Origin of the sequence: Plasticicumulans sp., assembly GCF_035331805.1 — a bacterium.
Taxonomy (GTDB): domain Bacteria; phylum Pseudomonadota; class Gammaproteobacteria; order Competibacterales; family Competibacteraceae; genus Plasticicumulans.
In genome coordinates this window covers 1-5254 of record NZ_DAOLKE010000254.1, presented here as the reverse complement: position 1 = coordinate 5254, position 5254 = coordinate 1, and the positions used below count along the sequence as shown (strand labels likewise).

The following is a 5254-nucleotide window of genomic DNA, read 5'->3' as shown; positions in this document are numbered from 1 at the left end:
CGGGCGCCGCCCTCCCGGACGGCGCCCGCGTCGTTCACGGCAGCTCCCGCTCAGTCACCGATCAGCACGATGTGCAGCCGGATCGGGCCGTGTGCGCCCATCTGCAGCTTCTGCTCGATGTCGGCCGAGCGGGACGGGCCGGTGATCCAGTTGACGACGCGCGGCATCCAGCCCTCGCCGCGCTCGCTGCGCAGCATCGCCCAGGCGTCCTCGTAGGGGCCGACGATGCGCGCGGCATCGAGCACGACGATGTGCGCGTCGGGCAGGAAGTTCAGCGTCGTCGGGCTCTGCGGGCCGGCGAGCAGCATCAGCGTGCCGGTCTCGGCGATGCCGGCGAAGGCCGGTGCGACGGTGGCGCGGTCGCCGTTGCGGGCGTGACGGGCTTCGGTGGCCACACCGGCGGCGGCCCAGTCGAGGCCGGCGATCGACGCATCCGGCGCGACGATGACCTCGGCGGCGAAGCCGGTGTCGGCCAGATAGCGCGCGACCTCGGCCGGCACGGCGGCGCGATCCGTGACGCGCGCGACCGTTGCCGACGCCTCCTGCGCCATCTGCACGAACAGCTCGACCTGGCCGGCGTGCGGCAGCTGCGCGCGCGCCGGGATCAGGTTCGGCCGGTGCTCGCGCAGCCGCGTCTGACAAAGCTCCAGCGCCGTGCCCGCCAGCGGGCCGCTGCGCTTGAGGCCCTTGCGGATGTTGCCGAGGATCGCCTCACGCCCGCTCATTTCGCACCCCCGGCCTGCTGCCGGTCTTTCCACTGTTCAAAGAAGGTCCTGCCCTGCGGCGCCGGCAGGTCGCGCCACGCCGTCCAGCCGCCGGCGAGCGGCAGCGAGCCGATGCGGTTGGTTTTGCCGCCGAGCGGCTTCAGCACGCGCGTCGCCACCTGGGTGGCCAGCCGGTACAGCTTCGGCCGGCGCGCGAGCCAGGCCCAGACGCCGAGCCCGAAGCGGAAGCCCTGCGGCGTCAGGTGCTTTTCGAACTCGCGCGCGCGCCAGTGACGCATCAGCTTCGGCAGCGGGATGCGCACCGGGCAGACGCTCTCGCAGCGCCCGCAGAAGGTGCTGGCGTTCGGCAGGTTGCCGGCCTGTTCGACGCCGATGAAGGCCGGTGTCAGCACCGAACCCATCGGCCCCGGATACACCCAGCCGTAGGCGTGGCCGCCGATCGCGCCGTACACCGGGCAGTGGTTCATGCACGCCGAGCAGCGGATGCAGCGCAGCATCTCGCGGAACTCGTTGCCGAGCATGTTCGAGCGACCGTTGTCGAGCAGCACGACGTGGTACTCGGCAGGGCCGTCCGGGTCTTCGGGCCGGCGCGGACCGGAGGACCAGGTGCCGTAGACCTCGATCTCCTGCCCGGTCGCCGAGCGCGACAGCAGCCGGTGCAGCAGCGTGGCGTCTTCCAGCGTCGGCACGACCTTCTCGATGCTGGTGACGGCCACGTGCACGCGCGGCAGCGTCTGCGTCAGGTCGCCGTTGCCCTCGTTGGTGACGATGACCGTCGTGCCGGTCTCGGCGATGCAGAAGTTCGCCCCGGTGATGCCGACGTCGGCGGCGATGAACTTGTCGCGCAGGATCTCGCGCGCCTCGTTCATCAGCGCCCGCGGCTCGGTCTGGCGCTCGGTCTTGCCGTACTTGCCGTGATGGGCGTGGAAGGCGTCGGAAACCTGGTCGAGGTTGACGTGGATCGCCGGCGCGATGATGTGGCTCGGGTGCTCGCCGCGCAGCTGGATGATGTACTCGCCGAGATCGGTCTCGATCGGCTCGATGCCATTGGCCGCGAGGTGATCGTTGAGGCCGATCTCCTCGGTGATCATCGACTTGCCCTTGGTGACCGTCTTCGCCCCGGCCTTGCGGCAGATGTCGAGCACGATCGCGCGCGCTTCCTCGGCATCGCGCGCCCAGTGCACGTGACCGCCGCGGCGCTTGACGTTGGCCTCGAAGGTTTCGAGGTAGAAGTCGAGGTGTTCGAGGATGTGGTTCTTCAGGTCGCGCGCGGCATCGCGCAGCTGCTCGAACTCGGGCATGCGCGCGACCGCGGCGGCGCGCTTGCCCGGAAAGCCGGCCTTGAGGTTGCCGAGGGCACGCTGCAGCGCGGCATCGCCGAGTGCCTCGTGGGCGTTCTGCTTGAAACGGGGACTGGTGATCTGCATGGCTCGGGCTCCGGGGCTTCAGCGGCTCGGGGCGGCGTCCGCAATGGGCGCGCCGTCGGTCATGCCGGCCAGCACTTCGGCGACGTGCCAGACACGCACGTCCGAGCCCTGGCGCTTGAGCTTGCCGGCCATGTTCATCAGGCAGCCGAGATCGCCGGCGAGCAGCGTGCCGGCGCCGCTGGCGCGGATGTTGGCGACCTTCTCGGTGACCATGCGGTTGGAGATGTCCGGATACTTGATGCAGAAGGTGCCGCCGAAGCCGCAGCAGACCTCGTTCTCGTTCATCTCGGTGAGCGTCAGGCCCTCGACCGTGGCGAGCAGCTTGCGCGGCTGCGCCTTGACGCCGAGTTCGCGCAGGCCGGAGCAGGAATCGTGGTAGGTGACGGTGCCGTCGTAGCGCGCCTGCACGCGCTCGACGCCAAGCACATCGACGAGGAAGGACGTGATCTCGAAGCACTTCGCGGCCAGCTTTTCGGCGCGCGCGTGCCAGGGGCTGCCGGTCTCGAACAGCTCCGGATAGTGGCGCAGCATGCCGAGGCACGAGCCCGACGGCCCGACGACGTAGTCGAAGCCCTCGAACGCGGCGATGGTCTGCTCGGCGAGGGCGCGGGCATCGGCGCGATCCCCGGAGTTGAAGGCCGGCTGGCCGCAGCAGGTCTGGCTCGCCGGTGCCTCGACCCGGCAGCCGGCGTCTTCGAGCAGCTTGACGGTCGCAAACGCGACCGACGGCCGGATCGTATCGGCCAGACAGGTCACGAACAGGCCGACGCGCGGCGGGGCGCTGCGGGCGGCGCCAGTGGTATCGTTCATCTTCTCTCCTAAGTGGTAAGACCATTTTACCAGCGCCATCATTGTACCAGAACTGGCCCAAAGTCATGAGTTCGCATGGTTTTTTTGTTGACCACGAGCTGCCCGGGCAACCCGCCGTGAAAACCGGCCGCCGGGATGCGGAAAGCGTAGTCGCCGGGTCGCACCGGCCGGGCGGCAGCCGGAGGTGTCCGGTCGAAGCGGCACCGGCAGCCCGATACCAGTCGTGACCTGCGCACGACGCAGCCGTCACACCGTCAGGGCAGGATGGGAGCGGCCTGTCCCTTCCCTGCCTGCATCCCGGGAGCCCGCCATGCGCACCGCCCTCGTCAGCCTCGCCCTCACCACCCTGCTCGCCGGCGTGCCGCTCGCCGACGCCGTCGCGTGGACCCGCCACGGCAGCAGCAGCGGCCCGCACGGCAGCAGCAGCGTCGATGCCTCCGGCAGCTGCGCGGACCGCAGCTGCTCGCGCAGCGTCACGCGCACCGGCCCGGCCGGGCGGACGTCCACGCATCAGGGCGAGGCGGGCTGCGCCGATGGCAGCTGCAGCGGCAGCAGCACGACGACCGGCCCGCGCGGAGCGACGCGCACGCGCTCGGGGTCGCTCAGTCGCTGAACCCTTGCCGACTCGACACCCGGCCGTCCACGCCTTGCGAAACCGCTGCACGCGTGCCTGACTCACCGCGGCAGGCCGCCCGGGGAGGTTCCGACAATGCGCAGTGGCGACACGAAAATTGTGGTGTTCACGCTGGCTTCCGGCGAAAGCGTGCCGGCCGAGGTCGAAGATGATCTGGTCGGCCTGAGCTTCCGGCCGGTCAGCCGCGCGCCGGACCCCGGCGAGCTGCCGCGCAGCGTGCAGGAAGCCCTCGCCCGGCTGCAGCCACTTGCCGATGCCGTGCTTGATACGCTGAGCGGGCTCACGGCTCGACCCGATCAGGTCGAGGTGCAGTTCGGGATCAAGTTGAGTGCTGCTGCCGGCGCGGTCATCGCCAAGGCCGGCAGCGAGGCGAACTTCGCGGTGAAGCTGAACTGGAAGCGGGCCGAACCGGTGCCGCGCAAGCGCTACGGCAAGCGCTGAATCCACGCCGGGGACGCCCCTGTGGACGAAAGGGATCTCGGGCCGGTCGCTCGCATCGCCACGGCCGGCGGGCGCTACGTCGGCGTGGGCCTGCACGTGCGGCCCGGCGGCCACGTGCTGAGCTGCGCGCACGTCGTGGCCGATGCGCTGGGCTGTCCCGACGCGCAGTTTCGCGACGAGCCGCCCGCCGGACCGGTCCGCGTGAACTTTCCGTTCGGCCCCGCGCCGGCCGCCGGCTACACGGCGTGCGTCGCCGACGGCGGCTGGCAGCGCAACCGCCGGCCGGACGAAGCCGAGGAACCCAGCGGACGGGTCGACATCGCCGTGCTGCGCCTCGACGCACCGGCACCGGGCGTGCCGTGTGCGGACTTCACGGCCGACGGCTGGCGGTGGACCGGCGACGGCGACGCCTGGACCTGGGGACTGCCGGACGGCAGCGATGCCGGCATCCCGACCCGCTGCACGCGGCTCGGCCCGCGCACCAACGGCCGCACGCTGCTCGACAGCAGCGCCCGCAACACCGTGAACGCAGCGATCCGGATCACTGCCGGCTTCAGCGGCGGCGGCGTCTGGCTGGACCGCGAGCGGCGCTTTGCCGGCCTCGTCGCGACCGAGGCCGGCGGCGTCGCCGCCGAGATGATCCCGGCGCGGGTGCTGCGCGCGGTGTGGCCGGCGCTCGATCCCGCGGCGACGACCCCGGCCGCGGGGTCCGATCCCCGCGATTTGCTCTGCCTGCTGGACCGTACGGCCGCTTGCGCGACGCTGTACCGCACCCTCGGCGCCGCGCTGCCGCCGCGCGCGCCGCTCGTGTTCTTCATCGACGGCGACAAGCGCGACTGGCACGACGGCTTCGTCGCGCACCTGCGCATCGCCGGCCGCACGCAGCCGCTGCCCGAGCCGGTGCGCCGCGCGGCCGAGCTGCTGGCCGCGCTCGAACCCTGGCCGCTGCGCTGGGAACCCGATCTCGGCCTCGACGGGCTGTACGCCGCCCTCGTGCACGCGCTCGGGCTGCCTGCAGCCACGGCGCCCGACGCAAGCACGCTCGCCGCGGCGCTCGCCGGCCGTGGCGGCGGCCTGCTGCTGCGCTACGACATCGAATGCGAGTACTGGGGACTGGGCGCGGCCGAGCGGCGGCTGCTGCGCGCGTGGCTCGACCTGTTGTTCGGGCTCGGCGAGCCGGCGCAGCCGCTCGTCGTGCTGCTGTGCCTGCGCCGCAC

Annotated in this window: 6 protein-coding genes; 3 read left to right on the top strand and 3 right to left on the bottom strand. The window is 71.7% G+C overall.

What is annotated here, in order from left to right; genetic code table 11:
- Window positions 1-50: 50 nt before the first annotated feature.
- From PKE44_RS14605 to PKE44_RS14595, 3 genes are read right to left on the bottom strand one after another with little or no spacing between them, the layout of a single operon-like run.
- A complete protein-coding gene (locus tag PKE44_RS14605; protein ID WP_324552454.1) occupies window positions 51-725 on the bottom strand; it encodes a lactate utilization protein in 675 nt (224 codons plus the stop codon).
- Window positions 722-2152, bottom strand: a complete 1431-nt coding sequence (locus PKE44_RS14600) for a LutB/LldF family L-lactate oxidation iron-sulfur protein (RefSeq protein WP_324552452.1) — start codon at window positions 2150-2152, stop codon at window positions 722-724. Before PKE44_RS14600 ends, PKE44_RS14605 begins: the two co-directional genes overlap by 4 nt.
- An 18-nt stretch (window positions 2153-2170) precedes the next feature.
- Window positions 2171-2962: a (Fe-S)-binding protein gene (locus tag PKE44_RS14595; protein ID WP_324552449.1), complete on the bottom strand. Its 792-nt coding sequence runs from the start codon at window positions 2960-2962 to the stop codon at window positions 2171-2173.
- Between the two features lie 310 nt (window positions 2963-3272).
- Between PKE44_RS14595 and PKE44_RS14590 the strand changes: the two genes are divergently transcribed.
- From PKE44_RS14590 to PKE44_RS14580, 3 genes are all read left to right on the top strand, one after another.
- Window positions 3273-3575 carry a hypothetical protein gene (locus PKE44_RS14590; RefSeq protein WP_324552447.1) on the top strand — a complete coding sequence of 101 codons (303 nt, stop codon included), beginning with the start codon at window positions 3273-3275 and terminating at the stop codon, window positions 3573-3575.
- Between the two features lie 96 nt (window positions 3576-3671).
- A complete protein-coding gene (locus PKE44_RS14585) occupies window positions 3672-4037 on the top strand; it encodes a CU044_2847 family protein (RefSeq protein ID WP_324552445.1) in 366 nt (121 codons plus the stop codon).
- Window positions 4038-4058: 21 nt separating this feature from the next.
- On the top strand, window positions 4059-5254 hold a 1196-nt coding region (locus PKE44_RS14580), incomplete at its 3' end, for a serine protease (RefSeq protein ID WP_324552443.1).